Raw genomic sequence first — 24,292 nt, forward strand, 5'->3', positions numbered from 1 at the left:
CCCCCTGTATTGAAAAACTGAATTCTGATTCACTGAGCAAATGATGAATCAGGATTCAGACTATGGCTTATCGCACCAGCGCCCTACGAATTGACCGTGACAATGCCTTGCGCTTGCGAATCCTGCGCTGTGCCCAGGCGCGAGTCACTGAGGCAGGGTTTGGCGCACTGACCATGCAGGCATTGGCTGAAGATGTCGGTATTGCGACAGGCAGTCTCTACCCTCATTTTTAAAACAAAGGTGAGTTGGCCGCCGAAGTCTTTGCCCGCGCCAGTCAGCGAGAGGTGGATGCCATGGCGCTGGCATTGAAAACCCAGGCTCCGGCGCCGAGGCGACTGGCTGCGGGCCTGGCCCAGTTTGCTGCTCGGGCTTGGCACAGCCGCCGCCTGGCATACGCATTAATTGCTGAACCAGTCGACCCCGAGGTTGATAAGCAGCGCCTGATCTTTCGCCAAGCCTATGCAGAGCTTCTGGTCGAGGTGCTGGACGAGGGCGTCAGCCAGGGCGATTTTCGCCCCCAGCATACTCAACTAAGTGCTGCGTGCCTGGTTGGCGCGATCGCCGAGTCACTGGTCGGGCCTTTGTCCCCGAGTGCGTGCGCCGCCCGCGAAACCGGTCAGCCCGCCTTGGCGTTGGGCAGCATAACCGAGGATTTGATTGCATTCTGTTTAAGCGCCGTTGGCGCCAAGGAGTTATCCGCATGAACCCGAGCCTTAACGCAGAAACCCATGAGGTATTCAATCAGGTACCGCCGCTCGATGGCGCCAATTTGTACCGTGTCGACCTACCGCTGCAGGAGTGGAATCGCCGGTTTGGTGGTGCCTGGGCTGAAGATCGCCTGCACAGCTATGGCGCGCTTACTGGCGGCCCGTTAATGGCAGCCGGCTTTTTGGCCAACGAGCAAAAGCCTGTGTTCAAAAGCCACGATCGTTACGGTCATCGTATCGACCTGGTTGAGTTTCACCCGGCCTATCATGAGTTGATGGGCGCCGCTATCAAGCATGGCTTGCCATCGTCGCCCTGGACCGACCCGCGCAGCGGAGCCCATGTGGCGCGGGCCTCGCTGAGCTATTTGCACAGCCAGGCCGAGGCAGGGTCGGGCTGCCCGTTGACCATGACCTATGCCAGCGTCCCGGCGATCAAGTTGCAGCCGGATATCGCGGAAATCTGGCTGCCAAAGATTCTTTCGACCGAGTATGACCCGCGCAACCTGCCGATCGAGCAGAAGACCGGGGCGACCATCGGCATGGCCATGACCGAGAAACAGGGCGGTACCGACGTCCGCGCCAACACCACGCGCGCCCATCCCGTGGGAATTCCGGGGCCGGGTCAGGCATATGAGCTGGTGGGCCATAAATGGTTTTGTTCGGCCCCCATGTGCGATGCGTTTCTGACCCTGGCCTACACGGACAAGGGCTTGAGTTGCTTCCTGTTGCCACGTCATCGCCCGGATGGCTCGCGCAACGAGTTTTATATCCAGCGCCTGAAGAACAAGCTGGGTAACTGGTCAAATGCCTCCAGCGAGGTGGAATATCGTGGTGCCTTGGCGTGGATGATTGGTGAAGAGGGCCGCGGCGTACCGACTATTATCGAAATGGTCTCTCTGACTCGTTTTGATTGCATGATTGGCTCCAGCGCCCTGATGCGCCAGGCATTGACCCAGGCCACGCATCATTGCGCATACCGTAAGGTCGGCGGGCGTGTGTTGGCCGAACAGCCGTTGATGCAAAACGTCCTGGCGGACTTGGCCCTTGAAAGCGAAGCTGCGCTGGCGTTGACCTTGCGTATGGGCAAGGCGCTGGATAACGCCCATGATGAGCAGGAGGAGAAATTTGCCCGCCTGGTCACGGCCATTGGCAAATACTGGATCTGCAAGCGCGCTCCGGCAATGATCAACGAAGCTCAGGAGTGTCTCGGTGGCGCAGGTTATGTGGAGGAAAACATCTTGCCGCGCCTGTACCGCGAAGCCCCGGTCAACTCCATCTGGGAAGGGTCGGGCAATGTACAGTGCCTTGATGTATTGCGCGCACTGTCCAAGGAGCCGGGCGTACTCGAAGCCCTGTTTACCGAGTTGGGTGACGGCCATGGCGACGTGCGCCTGACAGCGCATATCGGCAAGGTTCAGGCGGCATTTCGCGATACCGATGATATCCAGTTCCGAGCACGCCAGTTGACCGAGGATGTGGCCATTGCGCTGCAAGCCAAGTTGTTGCTTGAGGCGGGTAATAGCACGGTATCCGATGCTTTCCTTGCCAGTCGCCTTGGGGACGGCGGCCGGGTTTATGGCACCTTGCCGCGTAGCGTTGATGCCTCGGCTTTGGTCGCGCGCAGCACGCCGCATCTGGCTTGATCGGGTTCCGGGCGGCGTTTGCTGATCGGCTGGCTAAACAGTGCATCAAGTGTCATCTGGGGCTGGCCCAATCATGTCAAGTAATCCTTAGACTGGCCTAGCAGGCGGTCTAAGGTGCACTATTAGCCTGGACGTTCAGTCAGGAAGCCTTGCCGTGAATCCATGTTCAGATGACTTTATTGTTGTAGACAGCCCTGAAGAGGCCGTTGACCGCCTTCCCGCATTGCATGATCAAGCCACGCGGGCCTTGAGCCTGGCGCTCAAGGCCTATCTCAAGGACCGGGTCAAGCCCGATCCGGCCACGCATTGCCAGTTCCGCTATCCGGAACTGCGCCTGACTTATTTGTGCCATGGCGAAGCGCCAGCCACCGTGCGCGCCTATGCCAAGGTGCAGGTGCCGGGCACCTACAGCATCACCGTCACCCATCCTGGCGCCTTTCGCAAGTACTTGCTCGAGCAGCTGCAACCCCTGATGCACGACTACACGCTGCGCGTTGAAGTGGGGCTGAGCGAGCAGAATATTCCCTATCCCTATGTGGTTGAACAAGGCGATGAACTGGCTGGCTCCGGAGTGACTGCCGGTGAGCTGGCACGGGTGTTCCCGAGCACTGATCTGTCGGCTGCGACGGACAGCACGGCCGATGGCTTGTATAGCTGGGAAAGCATGGACCCCATGCCGCTGGCGCTGTTCGATGCTGCGCGGGTGGATTTTTCCTTGCGCCGGCTGGTGCATTACACCGGCAGTGACTGGCGCCATGTGCAGCCCTGGATATTGCTGACCAACTATCATCGCTATGTCGATCAGTTCATTCGCCACGGCCTGGATATGCTGGTCGGTGAGTCTCGTTTTACCCGTATGGTGCTGCCGGGCAACGTGGTGATTGAGCGCGGTATGTCCGAAGGCGAGATGCAGGCGATTATCGGTGGCGTGGTGTGGCATCGCTACCAGATGCCGGCATACCACCTGCTGTCTGGTGATAGCGGCGATGGCATTACCCTGGTCAATATCGGCGTAGGCCCTTCCAACGCCAAGAACATCACCGATCACCTCGCTGTATTGCGGCCACATTGCTGGCTGATGATTGGCCACTGCGGCGGTCTGCGCCAGTCGCAAACCATTGGCGACTATGTGCTCGCCCACGCCTATATGCGCCGCGATGGCATTCTTGACCGGGTTTTGCCGCCCAACATTCCCCTGCCTGCACTGGCCGAGGTGCAGCAAGCCTTGCAGGATGCCGCAGCGCAGGTGACCGGCGAAAAGGGTGATGATCTCAAGCGCCGCCTGCGCACTGGCACTGTGTTGACCTATGACGATCGTAACTGGGAGTTGCGCTGGGCCCAGGAGCGTCCGCTGATCAATCAGGCTCGGGCCGTCGCGGTAGACATGGAAAGTGGCACTGTCGCCGCCCAGGGTTATCGCCTGCGCGTTCCATACGGCACGCTGCTGTGTGTTTCGGATAAACCGCTGCACAGCGAGATCAAGCTGCCGGGGGCTGCGGGAGCATTCTACGAGCGTGCCGTGACCCAGCATTTGCACATTGGCATCACTGCCCTGGATTTATTGCGTGGTCAGCTTAACTCGCTGCACTCGCGTAAATTAAGGAGTTTCGACGAGCCGCCATTCCGCTAGCGCAGCATATGAACGACAAAACGCCTCGGTCCTGGACCGAGGCGTTTTTTTATGGATTATTGACTGGCGTCGAGCACCACCCGATAGCGGGCTTTACCGTCGCGCAGATGCTGGATGGCATCGTTCACCTTACTCATTGGGAAGTGCTCGACCTGCGGCAATATCTGATGGCGCGCGCAGAACTCGAGCATGCTGCGCATAATGGCCGGCGAGCCAACCGGAGAGCCTGAAATACTGCGTTGCCGTGGGATCAGGTTGAACACATGCACCGGGATCGCGCTTGGCACAATCCCGACAAAGTGCAGCTTGCCTTTACCGCCCAGGGTGCCGATCAGCGCGTTCCAGTCTAGATCGGCGCTGGCGGTTATCAGCAGGAAATCCAGCGTGCCCGCCACTTTCTTCATGGCCGCGCTGTCGGTTGAGGCGACCACATTGTGTGCGCCAAGGCGTTTGGCTTCCTCCTGCTTATTTAGAGATGAAGTGAAGGCCGTGACCTCGCAACCCCATGCATTCAAAAAGCGCAACGCCAGGTGGCCCAAGCCGCCAATGCCCACAACACCGACGCGGTCTGTTGGCTTGACGTTGAGCTCAAGCAACGGGGCAAACACTGTCGAGCCACCGCAAAACAGGGGGCCGGCCAGGCTGGGGTCGAGGCTGTCGGGAATCGGCAGGGTCCATGCCCAATGGGCGCGCATGCGATTGGCAAAGCCCCCGTGGCTGCCGACAATGGTGGGTTTGATCATGTTGCACAGTTGGTGCGAGCCTTCCATGCATGAGTTGCAATGCATGCAGCTACCTTTCAGCCAGCCGATGCCAACCCGCTGCCCTATCTTCAGGCCTTGTGCTTGTTCGCCCAGGCGCACCACGGTGCCGACCACTTCATGGCCAGGGATGAAGGGGTAGCGCGCGTTTTTCCATTCGTTGTCGATCATCGACTGATCTGAATGACAAATACCGCAGTATTCAATGGCGACTTCGACTTCCTCGGCACCGAGCGGTCCTGGGTCATACTCAAACTGTTCAAGGGGCGCGCCTGCCTGGGTTGCAGCCCAGCCAGTGAAGGTAGAAACGACAGATTCGGGTGTGCTCATGTGCGGACTCCTGGAAACGAGTAATCAGGTGACAAGCAGCATAGACCCTTGTTCGAAATGCAGAATCAAGATAATCAGCGGTGATGCTCGGGTAAACTGCGGGTTTAGCTATGTCATTGGGAACTCTTTGATGCCGCGTCCACCACGTCCAGCTACGCCACGACGGTCTGCAGCCGCCAAGTCGGCGCCACGTCGTCAGGCCAAGGCTCCGCCGGCCGAGCCACGCTTGCTGGCCCTGAACAAACCTTTTGATGTGCTGACCCAGTTCAATGACGAGCAAGGCCGCGCCACGCTCAAGGACTTTGTCGATGTGCCCGGTGTGTACCCGGCCGGCAGGCTGGATCGTGACAGCGAAGGTTTGTTGCTGCTGACCAATGACGGGCGCTTGCAGGCGCGAATCGCCGACCCTAAGCACAAGTTGGCGAAAACCTATTGGGTGCAGGTTGAAGGGGAGCCAACTAACGAACAGCTAGAGCGCTTGCGTGAAGGTGTCGAGCTTAATGATGGCATGACCTTGCCCGCCGAAGCCCGTCAGTTGGGTGAGCCGGATCTGTGGCCGCGCAACCCGCCAGTGCGCTTTCGCAAAAGCATCCCGACCACATGGCTGGAGCTGGTGATACGCGAGGGACGTAACCGCCAGGTCAGGCGGATGACCGCCGCAGTGGGCTTGCCGACGTTGCGCCTGGTACGGGTGCGTATTGGCCCCTGGAGCCTTGGCGAGTTGCAGCCGGGACAGTGGCAGGACCTGGAGCCACGCCTTTAGGTATTGCCCGAAGCGGCAGTCTTGGGTCAGTGGCCTTCGATTTCGAGTCCGGCAATGACAAAGGTCTTGATCACAAAGCCCAGCACGCCCAGGCCCAGGGCAAGAAACAGGATCATGCTGCCAAAGCGGCCTGCTTTGGACTTTTTGGCGAGGTCCCAGACAATAAATGCCATGAACAGGATCAGGGCGCTGACCAGCACTGTTGTCATTAGATCTTCGAAAACTTCGGTGTCCATCGTGGCCTCAATTACCGGGTAAATAGCCTTGGCCAGGCGTCTGTCGACACTGGCGCAGGCTGGCGATTATACGTCAGCACGGTAATTTGTCAGGCCCCATCGGCTCACTGAACTCAGCATGACGCCTAACTGCGCAAGTGCTCCAGTGGTAACTGGGTGCTCGACAGGATCTGCTGCAGGACGAAGCTCGAACGTACGCTGGACACCCCTTCGATCCGGGTTAGGGTGCCTAGCAACAGCTTTTGATAATGGTCCATATCCGGCACCACCACTTTCAATTGGTAGTCGGCGTCCATACCAGTGACCAGGCTGCACTCAAGTACTTCCGGGCAATTGCGTATGGCTTCCTGAAAGTGCTCGAAGCGTTCCGGTGTATGCCGGTCCATGCCTATCAGCACATAGGCGGTCAGGCTCAGTCCAAGCTTTTTACTGTCGAGCAGGGCCACTTGCCTGGCGATATAGCCGTCGTCTTCCAGCTGCTTGACCCGGCGCGAGCAGGGGGAGGGCGACAGGCCAATGCGTTCGGCCAGTTCTTGGTTGGACAGGCGAGCGTCGCGTTGCAATTCTGCCAAGATACTCAGGTCGTAACGATCTAGTTTGTTCATGCTGGCCACAATTTGTGTTTCGGTTGCGTTTAATAATGCATTATTAGTTAAAAATTGCGCAACTAATACTTATTTGAGCAATGTTAGCAATCATTCACTCGCCGCATCACCGTACTATTTATCTCAGTTTCAAGGCCCGGACGACATGTCCACGCCGCCTCACTCAATCAGGTGAGCGGCCGCCGCCGATCCAACAGGGTCGTCACGGCACCCGGGTCCGCACTGTCCAACCAGACGGGCGATAAAGGCGGCGACACAATTGCCAGCACAGGACAGCATTCCCGAAGGGAGGCCCAAGGCCTCCCTTTTTTATGGGTTGGGATAAGCCTCAAATCAAGCCTGCCAAACGCAGTAGCCACCATAGCGTGATGACGATCTGCACCAGGAAACCAGCAAAACGCAACCAGACGAACAAGGCTGAAGTGCTGATCAGGTGCATGCAGCTTTGAAATATCCGTGCCGCCAACAGAGATCCAGCCAGCGGATCGGTGATACTGGTTTGGCTGACGACCATTGCGTAGAGCAGCACCGCTGCCATTATCGGAACATTCTCCACGCAGTTGGCATGGGCGCGAACCAGGCGCTGGCCAAATGCGCCCGGCATATTGCTGCCATCCGGGGAGAAGCCATTGACCGCCAGTTTGCCGCTGAGCACCAGCAAGCCGCGCTGGTTGAGCATCAGCATCAGTAGAAACAGTGTCCAGCCAAGCAATCCGAGCAGCGCAACAGCGCTAGGCGAAAGGGTCATAAGTGAGTCCTTGAGAGTGAATGATATTGTTTTTATAAGATCGCCTGAGCAGCTTAGGATAATTAGAGTTTTTGCTCTATATGGCTAGGACTGTTTTAACGCGAGAAACCTGACGAGTGCAGCGGCTTTTTAGTCGCCGGGCCTATTTACCGACTCTTTACTCAGCATTGACCCTGATTTGACCGGACTTTAGTCATTCTGTAACTCAGACAGACCAATGAGGTGGCAGCGATGATTAAGCGCTTTAAGTGGGTCGAAATTGGCGTACTGGTCCTGCTGGGCCTTTCACCTTTGGTGCAGGCATCGCCCAAGCATGAACAACACCGCGATAGGCATCCAGAGGTTCGAGTGGTGAAGGTTGAACGAATATCACCGAGGATTTCGCACCAGCCTGTCAGGTATGAGCGGGTTCGCTTCAACCAGGGCGATTTTTACATGAGGGATGGTCGTTGGTACAAACAAACTGCAGGCCGCTATGTACGGGTGGCGCCGCCTTATGGTTTCACGGTCCGGCAGCTACCACGTGGCGCACATCAGGTTTGGGTGCGCGGGGTTAAATATCACCGGGTTGCGGATAGCTATTATCGCTGGCAGGGCAAGCGAGGCTATTATCAGGTCGTGCGTTTGCCGCGCTGGTAATTGCAACGCAGTGATGATCATGGCTGCGCGACGGCTGGCGGGGCCGGCAGTACTTCCGGCGGGTCGGCATGCACCAGCACCTCGGCTTGCGGGTATTCTGCACGGATTGCATCCTCGACTTGCTCGCACAACGCATGGGCTTTAGACAAGCTCAGGTCGCCGGGCAGCTCGAGGTGCAGTTGCACAAACCAGCGGGTGCCGGAAATTCGTGTGCGCAGGTCATGCGCGCCGAGCACACCCGGCACGGCGCAGACTAAATTGTGCATATGCTCGCTGACGTCGGGCGAGAGCTCTTTATCCATCAGCACAGCGCCAGCCTCGCGAGCAATGCTGATTGCACTCCAGAGAATGTAGAAGGCAATGCCTATGGCGAAGATGGCATCAATTTGCAGCCAGCCAAAACTGGCCAGAAACAACGCCAGTAGAATGCTGCTGTTGAGCAGTAAGTCCGAACGGTAGTGCAATGAATCCGCACGAATCGCGGTTGAGCCCGTGACTTTCACGACATGACGTTGAAACATCAGCAGTGCGACGGTAACCGCCAAGGACAGGAGCATTACCGCAATACCCAGGCTTTCGCTGGTAAGGGGTTGTGGGTTTATCAAGCGCTCCACACCTTGCACGCCAACCAAGACGGCACTGGCGCCGATAAACAGCGCCTGGCCTAGACCCGCGAGTGCTTCGGCCTTGCCATGCCCGTAGCGGTGATCATCGTCGGCTGGGCGCAATGAGTAATGCACCGCGATAAGGTTCAGCAGCGAAGCCGCGCCATCAAGCAATGAGTCAGTCAGGCCGGCAAGCAGGCTGACCGAGCCGCTCAACCACCAGGCAACCGCCTTGGCCAGTGCGAGCGCCAAGGCCACCACCAATGCGGCAGAAGACGCCTGGCGCATCAGTCGAGCATGCTGCGGCAGTACAGTCATAAATCGTCCGTAAACCTGTAGCTGGCGATAGGGCAAGGCTCATTATGGGCTTTGGTGCAAGGTCTGTCACAGCACCGAAGCTTGATTATGCCGCCGGACGCAGGCCGTACGCAGCCAATTGTTGCAGGTCGCCACGGTGTTCAATCACCCGCGGATCGTCCAGCGGCAGGTTTTTACCGGTTTGCTGCATGATCAACGCCTTGAGCTTGGCGCGATCGACCTGGCCCTGGCTGTCGACCAGGTTTTTCAGTGCCTGTGGGTCAACCTGGGCGGTTTTGCCACCTGGCAGGTAGATAGCACCTGTGGCGAAATCGACGCCCAGGGCGATCAGGCCCGGCAGCACGTAGAACAGAATGCCGATGGCGTCTAGCGCGACAATAACAGGGTCGACTTTGCCTTCGATTTGACCGCGACGATCAGGATAAAACAAGGTGCCGCAAGCGCTCAATTGCGTGAGTAAGCTGGCGCTGAGTACACAGCCAATAATGCGGGTAGAGGTGCGCATTCAAGTTCTCCTTGGGGGTTGGCGCGCAACTATAGCAAGGCGTTAGCCGTATTGCTGCGGGTTTGAATACTGTCATCAATGATGACTGTGCAAGGCTCAATCAGTTCGCCGGTATAATCGACATTCGTACTGGAGAACTCATGAATTCGCTGCCAATCGACCACCTGTTACCCGCACTTTGCGATGCCCTGGGCGCGCGCGATGAAGCAGTGCTTGAGGCGCCGCCGGGCGCAGGTAAAACCACGCGGGTGCCGCTGGCGCTGCTCGACCAGCCATGGCTTGCCGGACAGCAGATCATCATGCTCGAACCCCGTAGGTTGGCCGCGCGTGCAGCGGCTGAGCGACTGGCCAGTGAGCTGGGCGAAAAGGTTGGCCAAACCGTCGGTTATCGAATTCGCCTGGACAGCAAGGTCGGGCCTGAAACCCGCATTGAAGTGGTCACCGAAGGTATTCTCGTGCGCCGCCTGCAGGAAGATCCGGCGCTGGAGGGCGTGGGGCTGGTCATATTCGATGAGTTCCATGAACGCAGTCTCGACGCGGATCTGGCGCTGGCGTTGACCCTCAATGGCCGGGCCATGTTTCGTGCGGCGGACTCCGGCGAGCCGCCATTAAAAGTGCTGTTGATGTCGGCTACCCTTGAAGGCCCGCGACTGGCACAGTTGCTGGACGATGCGCCCGTGCTGACCAGCGAGGGGCGGATGTTTCCGGTGGATATTCTCTGGAGCAAACCCCAGCCATCGGGCCAATATATCGAGCCTCGCGTTATCGCAGCCTGTTTGGAGGCGTTGGACGAGCAACAGGGCAGCATCCTGGTTTTCCTGCCGGGCCAGGCTGAGATTCGACGTGTCCATCAAGGGCTGCATGAAAGCCTCGGCGATCGCCAGGATGTCCTGCTTTGCCCGCTGCATGGTGAGCTTGATCTCAATGCCCAGCGCGCGGCGATCAATCCCGCTCCGACCGGAAAGCGCAAAATTGTGCTGGCAACCAATATTGCGGAAACCAGCATTACCATCGACGGCGTGCGCGTGGTGATTGATGCGGGGCTGGAACGGGTGCCACTTTTCGATCCACGCAGCGGCATGACCCGACTCGACACGCAGCGCATTTCCAAGGCCAGCGCGACCCAGCGCTCAGGGCGGGCGGGGCGGCTTGAGCCCGGTGTCTGTTATCGGCTCTGGTCGCAAGCCCAGCATGAGCAACTGGCGAATTTTTCCGTGCCCGAAATGCTCCAGGCCGACCTGGCCGGGCTTGCGCTGCAACTGGCGCGCTGGGGCGTCGAGCTGGACGAACTGGCCTGGCTCGACTTGCCTCCAGCAGCGGCCTATGCCCAGGCGCGAGATTTGTTGCGACGCCTCAGTGCGCTCGATGAGCGTGGCGTGCTCAGCGCCCATGGCCAGGCGATGGCTGAGTTGCCGACTCACCCGCGCATTGCTCATTTGCTGTTGCGCGGGCAGGCGCTTGGCCTGGGCAATCTTGCCTGCGATATCGCCGCATTGCTCGGCGAGAAGGACATCCTTCGGGGCGCGGGTGCAGACCTGCATGACCGCATTGTAGCCATGACCGGTAACCCGGCGAGCCGAGGCCCGGTGCAGCGCGCTCGCCAACTGGCCCGACAGTTCCGCAGCCATCTGAGAGGGCCGGTATCGTCGCCAGTGGCAGACCCCGACCACCCCCGTTGGCTCGCCGCGCTTCTGGCCTTTGCCTATCCTGATCGCGTGGCCCGCCAACGGCGCGAGGGCAGTGCCGAGTACCGGCTGGCCAACGGTCGCGCCGCGCAGTTTAGCGAGCCGGATGGATTGATGAAGCAGCCATGGTTGGTTATCGCCGATCTTGGCAGCCGCCAGGGCCAGCGCGAAGAGCGGATCTATCTGGCGGCTGCGCTTAATCCTTCCCTGTTCGATACCGTGCTTGCCGAGCAGGTGGTGCAGCGCGATGAACTGGAGTGGGACGAGCGAGAGGGCGTGCTCAAGGCCGAAAGGCAGCGACGCCTGGGCGAATTGGTGCTCAGTCGTGATGCCTTGCCGGGACTCAATGAAGACGCCCGGATCAAGGCCTTGGCCGGCTTGGTTCGGCGCAAGGGCCTGGAGCTTTTGCCTTGGCGTCCCGAGCTGCGCCAGTGGCAAGCGCGCATCGCGTTTTTGCGCAGGCTGGATATTGCGCAAAGCGGTGCGAGCCAGTGGCCAGATCTGACGGATGCAGCGCTGCTGGATTCTCTTGAGCTGTGGCTGGCGCCTTATCTGGGCAAGGTCAATCGGCTGAGCCATTTCGCCAATCTCGACTTGTCCAACATCCTGCTCGCCCAACTGCCCTGGCCGTTGCCGCAGCAGCTGGACGAGTTGGCGCCCAAGACGCTGCAAGTGCCTTCGGGTTCGCGTATCACCATCGACTATTCTGAGTATCCACCCGTGCTGGCGGTGAGACTGCAGGAACTGTTCGGGTTGGCGCAGACGCCGCGAATCGCGGGCGGCAGGCAAGGCCTCTTGTTGCACCTTCTTTCTCCAGCGCGGCGCCCGGTGCAGGTGACACAGGATCTGGCCAGCTTCTGGGCTAATACCTATATCGATGTGAAGAAGGATTTGAAGGGGCGATATCCAAAACACTGGTGGCCGGATGACCCGATGGAAGCGGAGCCAACCGCAAGAGCCAAACCGCGCAAAGGCTGATCAGCTACGATCGGAGGCTGCCTGATTCCGAGGCAACCTCCAGCGCTATGCTCTGCCGCCACTGAGCTGCCAGGCTTGCAGCAGTGCCGCTTGTTCACTCCATCGTCAGAACAATCTTGCCGATATGCTCGCCGTCTTCCATGCGTTTGTGGGCCTGTGCTGCTTCGGTGAAGGGGTAGACCTTGTCGATGATCGGTGTGCAGCGCCCGGCGGCAAGGGCAGGCCATACCTGTTCGCGCAGTTGTTGTGCGATGGCGGCTTTTTCGGCGTCGGTGCGTGGAAGCAACAGTGAGCCGGGGACGACTGCACGCTTGCCGAGAATCGCCATCAGGTTGGCATCCTGGGCTTTTGCACCACCGAGGAAGCCGATCATGACCAGGCGGCCGTCCATGGCCAGTGCACTGATATTGTCGTTGAAGTAGGAGCCGCCCATGATGTCGAGGATCACGTCGACGCCCTGGTTGTCGGTCTTGTTCATGATCACCTGTGCGAAGTCTTGTTCGCGGTAGTTGATCGGTTCAGCGCCGAGCTCGCGAATTGCCGCACACTTTTGCTCGCTGCCAGCGGTGGCGAAGGCTTCGATGCCAAACTCGCGGCAGAGCATCAGGGCGGTGGTGCCGATACCGCTGGTGCCGCCGTGAATCAACACTCGCTGGCCTTTGCTCGCCCCGCCAAGGCCGAATACGTTGGCCCAGACGGTGAAGAAGGTTTCTGGAATCGCTGCGGCCTGGACCCAGTCCAGCCCGTCGGGAATAGGCAGGGTTTGTCCGGCCGGGGCCACACAGTACTGCGCATAGCCGCCGCCGTTGGTCAGTGCGCAGACCTTGTCGCCAAGCTTGAATGCACTGACACCTTCGCCCAGCGCAACCACTTCGCCGGCGATTTCCAGGCCGGGAATCGGGCTCATGCCCGGCTTCATCGGGTATTTTCCCGCGCGCTGGATGACATCGGGGCGGTTGACCCCGGCAGCCTGTACCTTTATCAGAACTTCCCCTGCGCCTGGGCTTGGTACGGCCGTTTGCCGAGGTTGCAAAACCTCTGGCCCACCGGGTTCGGTAATTTCAATAAGGGTCATTTGTGTAGCAAGAGTCATGATTCAGTGCCTCCGCAGCAGGGTTGAATTGCATCTAGTGTGCGACTGGCTAAAGCCATGGCGGGTTCCCAGATAAGTGCGATGACGATTGGAGCACGGCCGATTGCCAAATAATGCGATAGGCTGGCCGGCATGGGTGTTTACCAGAGCAGGGCATGATGACCATTTGGCTCATGGCTTTGCGCTAGTATCCGCGAATTGACTACCCTGCATAAAGGTGACGAATTCACGATTGGTACAACTCTGTCATGAGCATGGCCGGGCTTAACCTGTTGTAGCCGGTATTATCGAGGGCGTTCAATGCACCGCAAGGTATTCGCCAGTAAAGTTTTTGATCGAAAAGTCGTGCTGATTACCGGTGGTTGCGCGGGTATTGGTCGCGCAATAGCCATGCGTGCAGCTCAAGGCGGTGGCCGCCTGGTGATTCTTTACTTGCAGCAGGAGTCGCTCGACAGCCTGGTCCAGCATCTGGAAGATCATCACAATGTCGAGGCCCTGGGCCTGTGTTGCGATGTTGCCGACGCCCAGGCGGTCGAGCATGCCGTGGCGCATGCAGTCGAGCGTTTTGGCGGGATCGATGTGCTGGTCAATAACGCTGGCATTACTCACCGCAGCAATTTCGCCGACACTCAACTTGAAGTGTTTCAGCGGGTCATGGCGGTCAATTATTTCGGTGCCGTGCATTGCACCAAGGCCGCTTTGCCGAGCCTTATTGCCCGTGGCGGGCAGATTATCGTGCTCAGTTCATTGTCGGGCTTTGCGCCGCTACTGTATCGCAGCGCCTACAACGCCAGTAAACATGCATTGCATGGGTTGTTCGAAACCTTGCGCGCCGAACTCAAGGGCTCTGGCGTCAATGTGATGCTGGTTTGCCCCGGCTTTACCGCCACGGACTTGCGCAAGAACGCTCTGGTCGGTGATGGCTCAGTTGCACCCCAACCGCCACTGGCGATTGGCAAGGTTGCCTCTGCCCAGGATGTCGCCGAGGCAATCTACCAGGGGGCATTAAAGCGTAAGCGCCTGTTGGTCTTGTCCAATGTCAACTGGCGGGCCAGATTGCTCGCACGTTTCTTCCCGCGTTTATTCGAGCGGGTGTTATTGCCGCGTTTGTCTGGGTTAAAACCGCAACGTTCGGGATCGCACTAATGCGGGCTGCCTGGCTGCTGTTTTTCATGCTGCTGGGCGCTCCGGTTGCTGCCGAGTCCTTGTCGCTCAAGGTCATGACTGACCTTTGGCCGCCATTTCGAATGCTCGACGACAAGGGCAAGCTATATGGCCTGGACATCGATTTACTGCATGAAATCGAACAGCGCAGCGGCTATCGCCTGGTGGTTCAGCGGGCGCCCTGGGCGCGAGGGCTGGCGGCGTTGCAGTCCGGTCGGGCGGATATGATGAGCGGGCTGGCTAAAACTCCGGCACGAGAGCGTTATATCAATTATTTGGAGCCCGCCTACTTTGCTTGTGCCCCGCGAATTTACATGACGCCCGAGTTTGCCCCCTTATTGACCGACTACACACAACTTGCCGGTCTGCGTATTGGCTATGTGCTCGACTCAGCTTACTTCGAACCGTTTTACAGCGATAAATCACTCAGCAAGGTCGCTGTTTCCAGTGAGTCTCAACTGTTGGGAATGTTGGCCCGTGGCCGTATCCAGGCCTTTGTCGGCACTGATTGCCAGGTTGACTACGAACTGCGCGATCCGCAGAAGGCCAAGGCCATTGCCAAGGCGGCATACAAACCCGCGAGTCATATCCGGTTGTACCTGGGGTTCAGTCGACAGGGCGATCATGTGGCGGCGATAAGGCGCGTCACTGAAGTGCTGCAGCAATTGCTCACCGAGGGCTGGATACAACAGCGCGCCGAGCATTATGGGTTAGAAAAAACAGGCCTTGTCGAGTACAGCGCACCTTAGGGAAAATTGGTCTGCTGCGCTGGTTCAGTTCTCGATCGGCGCCTGTTCATGCAGCATAAACATACGGAACAGCACAACACTGGCAAAAAGCTGCAAGAAGTTGTCGGTGCTATTGAGCAAAATGGCAAAAAGGCCATCTGCATCCGCGCCTTGAGTGGTTTGCAGCCAGCCGCTAAGCAGCCACAGCGGAACCATGACAATAAGCACGCAACCGGCAATCTGCCAGAAATAGTTGCGAGTCAGCTCGAAGCTCTCATGCAAGGCCTTGATCGGGCTCAGGCCGCGCAATACCAGCAGGTACTCGGCAAACGCCAGCTTGATCATGAACCATAAGCCCGGAATGATGAACAGCGAGGCTCCGAGAGCAATCACCAGGGTGCTGATGGCGGTGAGCAGGGCAAATGCTGGCCACATGCACAGGCTGGTGGCGAGCAGGTTGCGCATCTGTGGCGATTCGTTGCGGCTGCGCGCATCGAGAAACAAAATCAACGCGCCGGTATAAAGCGGGTAGAACACCAGCCCGAGCATGATCCCGTAGATCATCTCGTTCTCTGGCCCCGCGATTGAGCTGACCCATTGATGCAAAAGCGATTCGACAAGAATCAGCGGCAGGCACAGCTTGGCGATGCTCAGCAGGTTATTGCTGAAGAAAAACCAGGAATCGCGCAAAATCGCAGTGATATTCATCGTCGTCTTGATCATCTGTGGTGGGTCGCCAAAGGTCGTCACTCTAGCCGATCTGAGTGTGCCAGCCCAAGCCCGGTAGCTTCTCGCATCAGGCCAAGCTGTAACCCTGTATGACCTGGATCAGGATTGGTTGGCGAAACGTTCAACCACGCTGGTGCAACTGACGACTTCTGCGTACTCATCGCGAAGGTTGGCCATTGCCATGTGGTGTACCTCATCGGCACTGTGTGGGTTGCCGGCAAAGTCGGTTTTGTCAAAGGTGTAGCAGGCGTCATGGACCACCAATGTCCCGAACCCCAGGTTGCTGGCGGTGCGCGCGGTGGCCTCGACCGAGTTCTCGCTGGCCACGCCAACAATCACCAGCAGTCTGATACCGCGCACATGGAGCCAGCGTTCAAGTGCCGAGTGACAAAAGGCGTCCGTGACATTTTTTTCCAACACGTATTCGTGGGCCAGTGGCTGCAGTTCGGGTTGAAACAGCGCACCGCTCTGGCCCGGCGCAAAGACCGAGTCGGGCTGTCTGGAAACATGCCGGATATGCACCAGTGGCCAACCGAGGTTACGCCAGTGTTGTTGAAGCGTGGCGATTTGCTGTTCGGCACCAGAGTTGTTACGCGGCAGCTTGACGCGCTGAATGCCCTGCTGCATGTCGATTGTCAGCAGGGCGACGGGTGAGTCGGGCAGGGCAACTGTGGACATGCTTCACCTTTGATCTCTGGGATGTGACTGAGTGACAGTAGCAGGCAAACGAACTGCTGGTTTACAGGTGGTTTTATCGCTTTAGCGGCCTTTTTCCTGCGGCATGGATGCAGGGCTGGCATACTGCTGTTTATCTTGCATGTTGTTGTCCCTCAGCCGCCACCCGAGGAAATCCGGTGAAAAAAATAGCCTTGTTCGCCGATGTACAAAACCTCTACTACACAGTTCGCCAGGCCTATGGCTGCCACTTCAATTATTCGGCATTGTGGGAGCGGGTTAGTCAGAACGGCGAGATTGTCGAGGCCTACGCCTATGCAATTGATCGTGGCGATCCGAAACAGCAGCAGTTCCAGCAGATATTGCGCAACCTTGGCTTCACCGTAAAGCTCAAGCCCTATATCCAGCGCAGTGATGGCTCGGCCAAGGGTGACTGGGATGTGGGCATCACCATCGACATCATGGATGCAGCGACGCGAGTCGATGAGGTTGTACTTGCTTCGGGCGATGGCGATTTCGCCATCTTGCTGGATAAAATTCGCGCCAGCCAGGGTGTTGAAGCCGTTGCCTATGGCGTGCCTGAGCTAACGGCCCAGGCCCTGATGCGTGCAGCCAGTAAATATGTGCCAATTGAAGGCGGTTTATTGCTCAAGTAATTTTTGCGCCTATCCTGAGTCGATACAGTGAAACCTTGGCCCGTGGGCCAAGTCACTATTGAAGCTTGAATATCAGGATTTTAACGTGAGTCCCATTGCTGTTATCGACTTCGAAACCACCGGCATGTCTCCCGAGCAACAAGCTCGTGCCACCGAAATTGGCGTTGCCATAGTGCAAGATGGGCAGATTGTGGCGCGCTATGAGAGCTTGATGAACTCTGGTGCCTGGGTACCGCCGTTCATTCAACAGTTGACCGGCATCAGCAACGCCATGCTGCGTGATGCACCACCTGCTGCCCAGGTAATGAACGAAGTCGCCGATTTTGTTGGCGATATCCCGCTGATGGCGCACAACGCCGCTTTCGACCAGAAGTTCTGGGATGCCGAGTTGGCTCTGGTGCGACGCAGGCGCGTCCAGCCGTTCGCCTGTTCCTTGCTGCTGTCGCGTCGCCTGTTGCCACAGGCTCCTAGCCACAAGCTGGGTAATCTCAATCGTTGGGCGCAGTTGCCTTCAACCGGTCGGGCTCACCGTGCCTTGGCCGATGCCGAGATGGCGGCGAACCTGACTTGCTACATGAGTACACTGCTTCGTGAACGTCATGGCATTAATGACATATCCCATGAATTGTTTTGCACCTTGCAGAAAATTCCAGCGGCCCAGATTGGGCAGGTACTTGAAGGCCTGCGTCAGGCTTGAGCTGACGACACCTGAAACCTGACGCGGCCTGCTAAACTACGCGGCATTATTTTTCGCGTTACTTCACCAGGTTATTTGCCATGACTTTTGCCTCGCTCAAGCTGATTGAGCCGCTGCTGCGCACCCTTGACGGCCTAGATTACAAAAACCCGACGCCAGTGCAGGTGCAGGCCATACCGCCGATCCTGCAAGGCCGTGACTTGATGGCCGCGGCGCAAACCGGCACCGGCAAGACCGCAGGCTTTGCCTTGCCATTGTTGCAACGCCTGATGATGGAAGGCCCCAGCGTTGCCAGCAATTGCATACGGGCGCTGGTGCTGGTGCCGACTCGGGAGCTGGCCGAACAGGTCCAGCAGAGTTTCCAGGCCTACGGTCAGCACCTGCCGCTGCGTAGTTATGCGGTGTATGGCGGCGTGAGCATCAACCCGCAGATGATGAAGCTGCGCAAAGGGCTTGATGTGCTGGTGGCAACGCCAGGACGCTTGCTCGACTTGTATCGCCAGAACGCGGTCAAGTTTAATCAGCTGCAGGTGCTGGTCTTGGACGAAGCAGACCGCATGCTCGATCTGGGGTTTGCCCGCGAACTGGATGATCTGTTCAGTGCTCTGCCGAAAAAGCGCCAGACCCTGTTGTTCTCCGCGACTTTCTCCGATGCGATTCGGCGCCTGGCCGGTGAGATGTTGCGCGACCCACTGAGTATCGAGGTCAGCCCGCGTAATGCTGCCGCCAAGTCGGTCAAGCAATGGCTGGTCACTGTGGATAAAAAGCGTAAGGCCGAGCTGTTCCTGCACCTGTACAAAACCAAGCGTTGGCAGCAGGTGTTGGTCTTCGTCAAGACGCGTAAAGGGGTCGATGAGCTCGAGGGCGAATTACAGCGCAACGGTATCAGCGCCGATGCGATTCACGGCGACAAGCCGCAACCGACTCGCTTGCGTGCATTGCAGCGCTTCAAGCAAGGCGAGGTCAAGGTGTTGGTCGCCACCGATGTGGCGGCGCGTGGGCTCGATATCGACGACATGCCGCTGGTGGTCAACTTTGACTTGCCCATTGTGGCTGAAGACTATGTTCACCGCATCGGCCGTACTGGTCGTGCCGGCGCTACGGGGCAGGCGGTATCCTTGGTCTGCGCCGATGAGGTGCAACTGCTGGCGGCAATCGAAAGCATGATCCAGCAAGTCCTGCCGCGTGTGGATGAGCCCGACTTCATTCCCGATCACCGTGTGCCACAAACCGTGGCCGGTGGTGCGGTGATCAAAAAACCAAAGAAAGCCAAAAAACCGAAGGTAGTGGGCGGTAACAAGGCCGGCGGCCTGGGGCGCTGGCTGGAAAGCGATGAGCCTGCAGAGCCACCGATCAAAGCCATCCGCAAGGTGCCAAGTTTCGGCGGCAAACCAGTGAAACGCAGCAAGTAAAGTTTTTGTCAAAGGTGTTGATGTAGCCGCCTTCAATAGCTGCAATTCGTCGGTCGGATCAAGTTTTATCCGCTTCTTTCGGCGTCAAGTACAGCGACCAGGAGCCACATAGTGAGCCAGGACAAAGCCAACTTCTCGACCCAGGTGATCCACGCTGGTGACCAGTCGAGCTATGCCGATAATGCTATTTTTCCGGCGATTGTAACTGCCAGCTCATTTATCCAGCGCAGCCTGGATGAGCCTAGCGAGTACGCATACAGCCGGGTCAGCAACCCGACGCGGCATGCCTATGAAAGTTGCATCGCCCAGCTTGAAGGGGGATCCGGCGCTGTGGCCTGTGCCTCTGGCATGGCTGCGACTTCAACGGTGTTCGAGCTGCTGGAAAAAGACGCCCATGTCATCGTAATGGCTGGCGTCTACGGCGGCACATTCCGCCTGCTTAACGATTACCGCAGCAGAACCTCTGGGGTGACGGTCAGCTATGTCGACCTCAATGACCTGGAAGCATTGGCCGCCAGTCGCACCGACAAGACCCAACTGATCTGGATCGAAACCCCGACCAATCCGATTCTGCAACTGGTCGATATTGCACCGGTAGCCGCATTCGCCCGCGAGCAGGGGATACTGACTTGCGTCGACAACACCTTTTGCTCGCCTTGGAACCAGCGTCCGCTGGAGCATGGGATCGACCTGGTCATGCACTCGGCGAGTAAATACATCGGTGGTCACTCCGACCTGATTGGCGGTGTGGTGGTCGCAGCCAGCCAAGACCTGCTCAAGCGTTTGCGCAACATCAGCATGGCCATCGGTGCGGTGCAGGGGCCCTTTGATTGCTACCTGGCCCTGCGTGGCTTGAAGACGCTGGATGTGCGCATGGAGCGCCAATGCAGCAATGCATTGAGCGTTGCGCAGTTTCTCAGCCAGCACCCGCAGGTCGAAGCGGTGTTTTATCCGGGGCTGGCGAACCATCCGCAATATGCCCTCGGCCAGCGGCAAATGCGCAGCGGTGGCGCCGTGGTGTCACTGCGCTTGAAAGCTGATCGCGCAGGCACTGCACGCTTTATCGAGCAGCTATCAATTTTCGTCCTGGCGGATTCACTGGGCGGGGTCGAAAGCATGATCAACCATTCCTACAGCATGTCGCATTGCTCGTTGAGCCATGAACAAAAAGCAGCGTTTGGGATTACCGAGAATCTGCTGCGGCTGTCGATCGGTATTGAGCATGCCGATGACCTGATTGCAGATCTGCAGCGTGGTTTTGCGGCTGTGTCACCCGAGAAGGCAGGTCAATAAATGACGGATCATGGTATCTGGTCAATCATGCCGCCGCTGCTGACCATTTTTCTGGCCGTCTTTACCCGCCAGGTAATACTGTCACTGGTTGCCGGCGTTATTGCAGGTTTCCTGGTACTTTCGGACTTCCATATTGGCCCGGCATTGGCAGGTTCGGGGCAGGGCTTGGTGGGTGTATTCAAGTCGGATGGCGCGTTAAAGACCCTGCTGTTTGGCTTGATGGTCGGCGCGATTATTCATTTGGCGCGCATCACCGGTGGCATGGCCAGCCTTGTCAAGTTGCTGACTGATCGAGAGCGGGTGGTCAAGGGACCAGTCAGCACGCAATTGCTGGGCATGGCCATCGCGGCATTGATCTTTATCGAAAGCAATTTGTCGCTGCTCACCGCCGGAACAGTGACCAGTGGGCTGGCGAGCAAGTACCGGGTGTCGCGCGAGCAAATGGCCTATGTGATCCAGGGCACCGGGCTTAGTGTGTGGTCGTCGATTCTGTTCAATGGCTGGGGCGCGGCGATGATGGGCGTTATCGCGCTGCAAGTCGGCAAGGGGTTTGTCAGCGGCGAACCCTTCAGCATTCTCGCTCAGTCAATGCTCTACAACGCTTACGCCTGGGCATCCATTGGCTTTGTCTTGTTGAGTATATTCAGCCGTTTTTCGTTTGCTGGAATGCGTCGGGCAAACGAGCGCGCGGCGCAAGGCATCGAGTTGCGCGAAGGCGCGATTCCCCTGATGGCTGAGTTTGATGAGAGCTCGGTGCGCGAGCCAGGCTCGCACAGTGTCTGGAACCTGCTGCTGCCGCTGCTGGCAATGATTATCAGCGTGCCCATTGGCTTGTATATCACCGGTGATGGTCAACTGAGCAAGGGTTCTGGCTCGACTGCCGTGCTTTGGGGTGTGCTCTGCGGCCAGTTGGTCGGGGCGGTGCAGTACCTGCTGGTCAAGCGAATCTTTACCCTGGATGAATACTTTCGCGAGCTGTTGGCCGGGTATCAGTCAATGGTGCCTTTGACCGTGGTCATGACGCTGGCATTTCTGATTGGCAATATCAGCGGTGACCTCAATGTCGGCGGTTATCTGGCGCAGCACATCAACGATTATGTGCCTGCCGGGTTATCGGCGGCCTTTGTGTTTGTCGTGGCCTGTGCGATTTCGCTGTCGACCGGCACATCATGGGGCACCTTCGCGATAATGATCCCCATCGGCATCCAGATTGCCGCGGCAACCGGTGTCGATCCATATCCGCTGATTGGCGCGGCGATATCCGGGTCCATCTTCGGTGACTCGATTTCACCGATCAGCGACACCGGTATCGTCACTTCGATGGCCACGCGCAATGATCACATCGACCACATCAACACCCAACTGCCTTATGGCCTAGCTGCGGGTGCGGTGGCGCTGCTGTTCTTTATTGGTGTTGGTTTATTTTGAGCAGGGGCCAGCCAGGCAGTCGAGCATACCCAGGCCTGCTTGTCGGCCGCTGGCGAAACAGGCGGTGAGCAGGTAGCCGCCGGTTGGCGCTTCCCAGTCAAGCATCTCGCCAGCGCAGAATACGCCGGGCAGCTTGTTGAGCATCAGTTGTCGATCAAGCTCGGCGAATGGCACGCCGCCAGCGGTGCTGATGGCTTCATCAAGCGGGCGGGCCCGAACCAGGGTAATGGGCAAGGCTTTGATCGCCTGGGCCAGAAGCGCCGGGTCGTGGAATGCCTCGGCCGCCACCCGTTCACGCAACAATGCTGATTTGACTCCGTCGATATTGGCCTGGCGATGCAGGTGCTTTGCCATTGAGTGTGAACCCCGTGGCTTGCCCAGGGCTGTTTCCAGGCTGGCGATATCGTTGTGCGGCAATAGGTCGAGGTAAATCGTGGCGCTGCCGTGCTGGTCGATCTGCTGGCGGATTTTCGCAGAAAGCGCATAGACCAGGCTGCCTTCGATGCCTTTGGCCGTGAGTACAAACTCGCCTTGTCGTGGCGCATCGCCTGCAAGGTTCAGGCTGACGTTTTTCAGCGGTGCACCGGCAAACTTGTCCTGCAAGAACGGGCTCCAGGCCGCCACTTCAAACCCACAGTTGCTCGGTTGCAAGGGGCTGATTTCAACGCCGCGATTTTGCAACAGCTCAACCCATGCGCCATCAGAGCCCAGGCGTGACCAACTGGCGCCGCCGAGTGCCAGCAACGTTGCGTCAGGTGAACATTGAAACTCGCCCTCTGTATTCTTCATGCGTAGCTGGCCGTCATTGGTCCAGCCGAGCCAGCGGTGGCGAGTGTGGATGCTGACGTTGTGTTCACGCAGGCGTTTGAGCCAGGCGCGCAGCAGCGGCGCGGCTTTCATATCAGTCGGAAATACCCGGCCTGAGGTGCCGACAAAGGTCTCGATGCCAAGCTCGTGAATCCAGTTGCGCAAGGCATCGGCGTCAAAGGCTTCGAGTAGCTGGCCGATTTCGTCGCTGCGTTCGGCGTAGCGTTGGATAAACGCGGCTTTGGCTTCGGAATGGGTGATGTTCATGCCGCCAACGCCTGCCAGCAGGAATTTGCGTCCCACCGAGGGCATGGCGTCGAACAACTCGACCTTGATACCGGCGAGCGCCAGCACCTCAGCCGCCATCAAGCCAGCCGGACCTCCACCAATGATGGCAACCTGTGGTGTGGTGGACGTGGCATTGGGAGTCATCGGCTGGTCAATCATATCGCGAGGGAAATAGGCGCGATTCTACACCATGCGCTCGGCCCAAACCTGTGTGGCGCTGTGATGAAGGATGCCGTGGCGAGCCGCGAGTGCCTTGCGGTCTTTATCGTAGCCACCGCCGATCACGCCCATTACCGGGATATTGCGGCCCACGCAGTGCTGCAGTACTGCTTTGTCGCGTGTGGCGACACCTTGGTCGGTGAGCTTCAGGTAACCCAGGGCATCATCCTTATGCACATCGACCCCGGCGTCGTACAGCACCAGGTCGGGCTGATACAGTGGCAGCAGGTAATTTAATGCGTCATCGACCACTTGCAGGTAGTCTCTGTCGCCCATGCCCATCGGCAATGGGATGTCCCAGTCGCTGTCGGCTTTGCGTGCCGGAAAGTTTTTTTCGCAGTGCAGCGATACGGTTATGGCTTCTGGCGTGTCGGCGAGCAGACGTGCGGTGCCATCGCCTTGGTGAACGTCGCAATCGAATATCAATACGCGCTGCACCTTGCCAGCCGCGAGCAGGTAGCGGCTGATCACCGCAAGGTCATTGAAAATGCAAAAGCCTGCGGGGTGATCATAATGGGCATGGTGCGTACCGCCGGCCAAATGGCAAGCCAAGCCGTGTTCAAGGGCCAGTTCAGCCGTCAGGATCGAGCCGCCAACGGCGCGCACCGTGCGCTGCGCCAGTGCTGCGCTCCAGGGCAGGCCGAGCCTGCGTTGGTCGGCGTGGGGCAGCTCGCCGCTCATGTAGCGTTCGATGTAGTCCGGGCAATGGGCCAGCGCCAAAATCTCATTGGGGCAAAGGGCGGGGCTATGCAGTTCTTCATCGCTGACTACGCCGCTGTCGATCAGGTGGTCATGCAGCAGGCGGAATTTCTCCATGGGGAAACGATGTTCCGCAGGAAACTCCGGGCTGTAGTCAGGGTGATAGACCAGCGGTAGGCGCATACAATGGCTTCTGTAACGGGCTTTTTCAGGGCGTGAGTATGGCGCTGCAATGCATGGCGACTCAAGTG

23 protein-coding genes and 1 pseudogene are annotated in these 24,292 nt (G+C 58.3%); 13 read left to right on the plus strand and 11 right to left on the minus strand.

What is annotated here, in order from left to right; genetic code table 11:
- Positions 1-62 precede the first annotated feature (62 nt).
- The 3 genes and pseudogenes from PSES9_RS23470 (at position 63) to amn (ending at position 3,980) form a co-directional block, all read left to right on the plus strand.
- Positions 63-704, plus strand: a pseudogene (locus PSES9_RS23470) (TetR/AcrR family transcriptional regulator).
- Positions 701-2,350, plus strand: a complete 1,650-nt coding sequence (locus PSES9_RS0112165; protein ID WP_010487274.1) for an acyl-CoA dehydrogenase family protein — start codon at positions 701-703, stop codon at positions 2,348-2,350. The pseudogene PSES9_RS23470 and the gene PSES9_RS0112165 overlap by 4 nt, the downstream one beginning before the upstream one ends.
- 154 nt (positions 2,351-2,504) lie before the next feature.
- Positions 2,505-3,980 carry an AMP nucleosidase gene (gene amn / locus PSES9_RS0112170; protein WP_010487276.1) on the plus strand — a complete coding sequence of 492 codons (1,476 nt, stop codon included), beginning with the start codon at positions 2,505-2,507 and terminating at the stop codon, positions 3,978-3,980.
- A gap of 56 nt (positions 3,981-4,036) precedes the next feature.
- Here the strand turns inward: amn and ahr are convergent, their stop codons facing one another.
- On the minus strand, positions 4,037-5,071 hold the full coding sequence (gene ahr / locus PSES9_RS0112175) for an NADPH-dependent aldehyde reductase Ahr (RefSeq protein ID WP_010487279.1): 1,035 nt from the start codon (positions 5,069-5,071) through the stop codon (positions 4,037-4,039).
- 130 nt (positions 5,072-5,201) lie between these two features.
- Here ahr and PSES9_RS0112180 point away from each other — a divergent pair, with 130 nt between their 5' ends.
- Complete coding sequence (locus PSES9_RS0112180; protein ID WP_010487282.1) at positions 5,202-5,834, plus strand: pseudouridine synthase; 633 nt, start codon at positions 5,202-5,204, stop codon at positions 5,832-5,834.
- A gap of 26 nt (positions 5,835-5,860) precedes the next feature.
- On the opposite strand, the gene PSES9_RS0112185 is transcribed toward PSES9_RS0112180, so the two are convergent.
- The 3 genes from PSES9_RS0112185 to PSES9_RS0112195 form a co-directional block, all read right to left on the minus strand.
- Complete coding sequence (locus PSES9_RS0112185) at positions 5,861-6,070, minus strand: DUF2788 domain-containing protein (RefSeq protein ID WP_010487283.1); 210 nt, start codon at positions 6,068-6,070, stop codon at positions 5,861-5,863.
- 125 nt (positions 6,071-6,195) lie between these two features.
- On the minus strand, positions 6,196-6,675 hold the full coding sequence (locus PSES9_RS0112190) for an Lrp/AsnC family transcriptional regulator (RefSeq protein ID WP_010487285.1): 480 nt from the start codon (positions 6,673-6,675) through the stop codon (positions 6,196-6,198).
- 328 nt (positions 6,676-7,003) lie between these two features.
- A complete protein-coding gene (locus PSES9_RS0112195; RefSeq protein ID WP_010487286.1) occupies positions 7,004-7,423 on the minus strand; it encodes an MAPEG family protein in 420 nt (139 codons plus the stop codon).
- A gap of 231 nt (positions 7,424-7,654) precedes the next feature.
- Here PSES9_RS0112195 and PSES9_RS24310 point away from each other — a divergent pair, with 231 nt between their 5' ends.
- Positions 7,655-8,062, plus strand: a complete 408-nt coding sequence (locus tag PSES9_RS24310) for a DUF6515 family protein (protein ID WP_010487288.1) — start codon at positions 7,655-7,657, stop codon at positions 8,060-8,062.
- 17 nt (positions 8,063-8,079) lie between these two features.
- Here PSES9_RS24310 and PSES9_RS0112205 read toward each other — a convergent pair whose 3' ends face one another.
- A complete protein-coding gene (locus tag PSES9_RS0112205; protein ID WP_010487290.1) occupies positions 8,080-8,985 on the minus strand; it encodes a cation diffusion facilitator family transporter in 906 nt (301 codons plus the stop codon).
- Positions 8,986-9,070: 85 nt separating this feature from the next.
- Complete coding sequence (locus tag PSES9_RS0112210) at positions 9,071-9,490, minus strand: hypothetical protein (protein WP_010487293.1); 420 nt, start codon at positions 9,488-9,490, stop codon at positions 9,071-9,073.
- A gap of 140 nt (positions 9,491-9,630) precedes the next feature.
- On the opposite strand from PSES9_RS0112210, the gene hrpB reads away from it, so the two are divergent.
- Complete coding sequence (hrpB, locus tag PSES9_RS0112215; RefSeq protein ID WP_010487294.1) at positions 9,631-12,153, plus strand: ATP-dependent helicase HrpB; 2,523 nt, start codon at positions 9,631-9,633, stop codon at positions 12,151-12,153.
- A 94-nt stretch (positions 12,154-12,247) separates the two neighbouring features.
- On the opposite strand, the gene PSES9_RS0112220 is transcribed toward hrpB, so the two are convergent.
- Positions 12,248-13,246: an NAD(P)H-quinone oxidoreductase gene (locus PSES9_RS0112220; protein WP_029529524.1), complete on the minus strand. Its 999-nt coding sequence runs from the start codon at positions 13,244-13,246 to the stop codon at positions 12,248-12,250.
- A 300-nt stretch (positions 13,247-13,546) separates the two neighbouring features.
- Between PSES9_RS0112220 and PSES9_RS0112225 the strand changes: the two genes are divergently transcribed.
- Together PSES9_RS0112225 and PSES9_RS23480 are read left to right on the plus strand one after the other, a co-directional pair.
- Positions 13,547-14,392 (plus strand): SDR family oxidoreductase, encoded by an 846-nt coding sequence (locus PSES9_RS0112225; RefSeq protein WP_010487299.1) that lies wholly within the window; start codon positions 13,547-13,549, stop codon positions 14,390-14,392.
- Positions 14,392-15,159, plus strand: coding sequence for a substrate-binding periplasmic protein (locus PSES9_RS23480; RefSeq protein WP_010487301.1), 768 nt, complete (start codon positions 14,392-14,394; stop codon positions 15,157-15,159). Before PSES9_RS0112225 ends, PSES9_RS23480 begins: the two co-directional genes overlap by 1 nt.
- A 24-nt stretch (positions 15,160-15,183) precedes the next feature.
- On the opposite strand, the gene PSES9_RS0112235 is transcribed toward PSES9_RS23480, so the two are convergent.
- Together PSES9_RS0112235 and PSES9_RS0112240 are read right to left on the minus strand one after the other, a co-directional pair.
- Entirely contained in the window at positions 15,184-15,846 is a 663-nt protein-coding gene (locus tag PSES9_RS0112235) for a YciC family protein (protein WP_029529525.1), read from the minus strand.
- Between the two features lie 120 nt (positions 15,847-15,966).
- Complete coding sequence (locus PSES9_RS0112240) at positions 15,967-16,545, minus strand: cysteine hydrolase family protein (RefSeq protein ID WP_010487305.1); 579 nt, start codon at positions 16,543-16,545, stop codon at positions 15,967-15,969.
- Positions 16,546-16,721: 176 nt separating this feature from the next.
- Here PSES9_RS0112240 and PSES9_RS0112245 point away from each other — a divergent pair, with 176 nt between their 5' ends.
- The 5 genes from PSES9_RS0112245 to PSES9_RS0112265 all read left to right on the plus strand — a co-directional run bounded on the left by PSES9_RS0112245 (position 16,722) and on the right by PSES9_RS0112265 (position 22,028).
- The gene (locus PSES9_RS0112245) at positions 16,722-17,198 is read left to right on the plus strand and encodes an NYN domain-containing protein (protein ID WP_010487307.1); all 477 of its coding nucleotides are present in this window, start codon (positions 16,722-16,724) and stop codon (positions 17,196-17,198) included.
- Between the two features lie 85 nt (positions 17,199-17,283).
- Positions 17,284-17,895 carry a 3'-5' exonuclease gene (locus tag PSES9_RS0112250; RefSeq protein WP_010487310.1) on the plus strand — a complete coding sequence of 204 codons (612 nt, stop codon included), beginning with the start codon at positions 17,284-17,286 and terminating at the stop codon, positions 17,893-17,895.
- 80 nt (positions 17,896-17,975) lie between these two features.
- Positions 17,976-19,307, plus strand: coding sequence for a DEAD/DEAH box helicase (locus PSES9_RS0112255; RefSeq protein ID WP_010487311.1), 1,332 nt, complete (start codon positions 17,976-17,978; stop codon positions 19,305-19,307).
- 111 nt (positions 19,308-19,418) lie between these two features.
- Positions 19,419-20,600, plus strand: coding sequence for a trans-sulfuration enzyme family protein (locus tag PSES9_RS0112260; protein WP_010487314.1), 1,182 nt, complete (start codon positions 19,419-19,421; stop codon positions 20,598-20,600).
- Positions 20,601-22,028, plus strand: coding sequence for a Na+/H+ antiporter NhaC family protein (locus PSES9_RS0112265; protein ID WP_010487315.1), 1,428 nt, complete (start codon positions 20,601-20,603; stop codon positions 22,026-22,028).
- Here the strand turns inward: PSES9_RS0112265 and PSES9_RS0112270 are convergent.
- Positions 22,020-23,267 carry a TIGR03862 family flavoprotein gene (locus PSES9_RS0112270; RefSeq protein ID WP_036988225.1) on the minus strand — a complete coding sequence of 416 codons (1,248 nt, stop codon included), beginning with the start codon at positions 23,265-23,267 and terminating at the stop codon, positions 22,020-22,022. The two genes, PSES9_RS0112265 and PSES9_RS0112270, sit on opposite strands and share 9 nt — an antisense overlap.
- Before the next feature lie 39 nt (positions 23,268-23,306).
- Positions 23,307-24,224 (minus strand): histone deacetylase family protein, encoded by a 918-nt coding sequence (locus PSES9_RS0112275; RefSeq protein ID WP_010487319.1) that lies wholly within the window; start codon positions 24,222-24,224, stop codon positions 23,307-23,309.
- Between the last annotated feature and the right edge of the window lie 68 nt (positions 24,225-24,292).

This window comes from Pseudomonas sp. S9, from assembly GCF_000222125.1.
GTDB classification, from domain to species: domain Bacteria; phylum Pseudomonadota; class Gammaproteobacteria; order Pseudomonadales; family Pseudomonadaceae; genus Aquipseudomonas; species Aquipseudomonas segetis.

Bases quoted from the DNA above. Each gene is read 5' to 3' on its own strand.
- PSES9_RS0112165 (WP_010487274.1), top strand. From the start codon at position 701: ATGAACCCGAGCCTTAACGCAGAAACCCATGAGGTATTCAATCAGGTA.
- ahr (WP_010487279.1), bottom strand. From the start codon at position 5,071: ATGAGCACACCCGAATCTGTCGTTTCTACCTTCACTGGCTGGGCTGCA.
- PSES9_RS0112180 (WP_010487282.1), top strand. From the start codon at position 5,202: ATGCCGCGTCCACCACGTCCAGCTACGCCACGACGGTCTGCAGCCGCC.
- PSES9_RS0112185 (WP_010487283.1), bottom strand. From the start codon at position 6,070: ATGGACACCGAAGTTTTCGAAGATCTAATGACAACAGTGCTGGTCAGC.
- PSES9_RS0112190 (WP_010487285.1), bottom strand. From the start codon at position 6,675: ATGAACAAACTAGATCGTTACGACCTGAGTATCTTGGCAGAATTGCAA.
- PSES9_RS0112195 (WP_010487286.1), bottom strand. From the start codon at position 7,423: ATGACCCTTTCGCCTAGCGCTGTTGCGCTGCTCGGATTGCTTGGCTGG.
- PSES9_RS24310 (WP_010487288.1), top strand. From the start codon at position 7,655: ATGATTAAGCGCTTTAAGTGGGTCGAAATTGGCGTACTGGTCCTGCTG.
- PSES9_RS0112205 (WP_010487290.1), bottom strand. From the start codon at position 8,985: ATGACTGTACTGCCGCAGCATGCTCGACTGATGCGCCAGGCGTCTTCT.
- PSES9_RS0112210 (WP_010487293.1), bottom strand. From the start codon at position 9,490: ATGCGCACCTCTACCCGCATTATTGGCTGTGTACTCAGCGCCAGCTTA.
- hrpB (WP_010487294.1), top strand. From the start codon at position 9,631: ATGAATTCGCTGCCAATCGACCACCTGTTACCCGCACTTTGCGATGCC.
- PSES9_RS0112220 (WP_029529524.1), bottom strand. From the start codon at position 13,246: ATGACTCTTGCTACACAAATGACCCTTATTGAAATTACCGAACCCGGT.
- PSES9_RS0112225 (WP_010487299.1), top strand. From the start codon at position 13,547: ATGCACCGCAAGGTATTCGCCAGTAAAGTTTTTGATCGAAAAGTCGTG.
- PSES9_RS23480 (WP_010487301.1), top strand. From the start codon at position 14,392: ATGCGGGCTGCCTGGCTGCTGTTTTTCATGCTGCTGGGCGCTCCGGTT.
- PSES9_RS0112235 (WP_029529525.1), bottom strand. From the start codon at position 15,846: ATGAATATCACTGCGATTTTGCGCGATTCCTGGTTTTTCTTCAGCAAT.
- PSES9_RS0112240 (WP_010487305.1), bottom strand. From the start codon at position 16,545: ATGTCCACAGTTGCCCTGCCCGACTCACCCGTCGCCCTGCTGACAATC.
- PSES9_RS0112255 (WP_010487311.1), top strand. From the start codon at position 17,976: ATGACTTTTGCCTCGCTCAAGCTGATTGAGCCGCTGCTGCGCACCCTT.
- PSES9_RS0112265 (WP_010487315.1), top strand. From the start codon at position 20,601: ATGACGGATCATGGTATCTGGTCAATCATGCCGCCGCTGCTGACCATT.
- PSES9_RS0112270 (WP_036988225.1), bottom strand. From the start codon at position 23,267: ATGACTCCCAATGCCACGTCCACCACACCACAGGTTGCCATCATTGGT.
- PSES9_RS0112275 (WP_010487319.1), bottom strand. From the start codon at position 24,224: ATGCGCCTACCGCTGGTCTATCACCCTGACTACAGCCCGGAGTTTCCT.